2 rRNA genes (1 of these 2 cut by a window edge) are annotated in these 2,500 nt (G+C 55.3%); both read right to left on the bottom strand.

The features are described from left to right. Window positions 1-81 precede the first annotated feature (81 nt). A 5S ribosomal RNA gene (gene rrf, locus C5F46_RS15670) occupies window positions 82-196 on the bottom strand. 74 nt (window positions 197-270) lie between these two features. Then, window positions 271-2,500: ribosomal RNA gene (locus C5F46_RS15675) — 23S ribosomal RNA — on the bottom strand (it continues 601 nt past the right edge of the window).

Consider the following 2,500-nt stretch of genomic DNA (forward strand, 5'->3'; position numbering starts at 1 on the left):
ACGACCTTCAGGTTATGAGCCTGACGAGCTACCGGGCTGCTCCATCCCGCGAGATTTTTGAGAGGCTATGCTTCTTTCTAGGTTTGGCGGTGACCTACTCTCCCACGTCTTGAGACGCAGTACCATTGGCGCGGCGGCACTTAACTTCCGAGTTCGGGAAGGGATCGGGTGTTTTGCTCGCGCTATGACCACCAAACCGAGAAAGAAGCGCAATCAGCGTTATGTTGTCCAAGTATGCATTTGAGGAGTGCAGTCTAGCTGTCACTGGATCAAATCAAGCCAATCGGGCGATTAGTACCGGTCAACTGAACGCGTTGCCGCGCTTACATCTCCGGCCTATTGACGTGGTGGTCTACCACGGCCCTCAAGGGATACCTAGTTTTGAAGGGGGCTTCCCGCTTAGATGCCTTCAGCGGTTATCCTGTCCGCTCATAGCTACCCAGCACTGCCGTTGGCACGACAACTGGTCCACCAGTGGAGCGTTCACCCCGGTCCTCTCGTACTAGGGGCAACTCTTCTCAAGTATCCTACACCCACGGCAGATAGGGACCGAACTGTCTCACGACGTTCTAAACCCAGCTCACGTACCTCTTTAAATGGCGAACAGCCATACCCTTGGGACCTGCTCCAGCCCCAGGATGAGATGAGCCGACATCGAGGTGCCAAACGATGCCGTCGATATGGACTCTTGGGCATCATCAGCCTGTTATCCCCAGCGTACCTTTTATCCGTTGAGCGATGGCCCTCCCACTTGGGACCACCGGATCACTATGACCGACTTTCGTCTCTGCTCGTCTTGTCAGACTTGCAGTCAGGCTGGCTTTTGCCATTGCACTCAACGAGCGATTTCCGACCGCTCTGAGCCAACCATCGCGCGCCTCCGTTACTCTTTGGGAGGCGACCGCCCCAGTCAAACTACCCACCACGCAGGGTCCCGGACCCGGATAACGGGCCGCGGTTAGACATCAAGAGTGCGAAGGGTGGTATCTCAAGGTTGGCTCCACCGGAACTGGCGTCCCGGTTTCAAAGCCTACCACCTATCCTGCACATCACAATCCTGATGCCAGTGCGAAGCTATAGTAAAGGTGCATGGGGTCTTTCCGTCTAACCGCGGGTAGTGTGCATCTTGACACACAGTTCAATTTCGCTGAGTCCACATTTGAGACAGCGGGGAAGTCGTTACGCCATTCGTGCAGGTCGGAACTTACCCGACAAGGAATTTCGCTACCTTAGGACCGTTATAGTTACGGCCGCCGTTTACTGGGGCTTCAATTCGGAGCTTGCACCCCTCCTTTTAACCTTCCAGCACCGGGCAGGCGTCAGACCCTATACGTCGTCTTGCGACTTCGCAGAGCCCTGTGTTTTTAGTAAACAGTCGCCACCCCCTGGTTTGTGCCCCCGGCCGACAGTTGCCTGCCCACCGGGCCTCCTTCTCGCGAACTTACGGAGGTATTTTGCCGAGTTCCTTAAATGTGGTTCTCTCAAGCGCCTTGGTATTCTCTACCAGTCCACCTGTGTCGGTTTAGGGTACGGTCATGTGGAGGGCTATTTCCAGGGACCGCTCAGCTGCCGGGTCAATCCGATAAGACCCGACAACACCTGCGATCCGTCACCATCTCCTGGCCCAGGACTATTAACCTGGTTCCCATCGACTACGCCTTTCGGCCTCGCCTTAGGGGCCGGCTCACCCTGCTCAGATTAGCTTTAAGCAGGAACCCTTGGACTTTCGGCGACAGGGTCTCTCACCCTGTTTGTCGCTACTCATGTCAACATTCTCACTTCCGATCTCTCCACCGGATGCCTTACGGCCCGGCTTCACAGAAAGCTTCGAGCCTCTGACGCCTCCGAGGAGGCAAGAGAGGCATGAAGCTATATCACGGAACGCTCCGCTACCACGTGCATTGCTGCACATCCAAAGCTTCGGCTCGTGGCTTGAGCCCCGTTACATCTTCGCCGCAGGACAACTTGTCTAGACCAGTGAGCTGTTACGCTATCTTTAAAGGATGGCTGCTTCTAAGCCAACCTCCTGGTTGTTTTGGTCGTCCCACATGCTTTCCCACTTAGCCACGAATTGGGGGCCTTAGCTGTTGGTCAGGGTTGTTTCCCTCTTCACGACGGACGTTAGCACCCGCCGTGTGTCTCCCGGATAGTACTCTTGGGTATTCGGAGTTTGGTTAGGCTCAGTAAGTCTGTGGGACCCCATCACCCATCCAGTGCTCTACCCCCCAAGGTATTCGTCCGAGGCGCTACCTAAATAGCTTTCGCGGAGAACCAGCTATCTCCGAGTTTGATTGGCCTTTCACCCCTAGGCACAAGTCATCCCGACCTTTTTCAACAGGTGTGGGTTCGGACCTCCAGTTGGTGTTACCCAACCTTCATCCTGCTCATGCCTAGATCACTCGGTTTCGGGTCTGATCCCACGAACTCATGCGCCCTTTTAAGACTCGCTTTCGCTGCGCCTACACCTAACGGCTTAAGCTTGCTCGTGAGACCAAGTCGT

The organism is Phaeovulum veldkampii DSM 11550 (assembly GCF_003034995.1).
Lineage (GTDB): Bacteria > Pseudomonadota > Alphaproteobacteria > Rhodobacterales > Rhodobacteraceae > Phaeovulum > Phaeovulum veldkampii.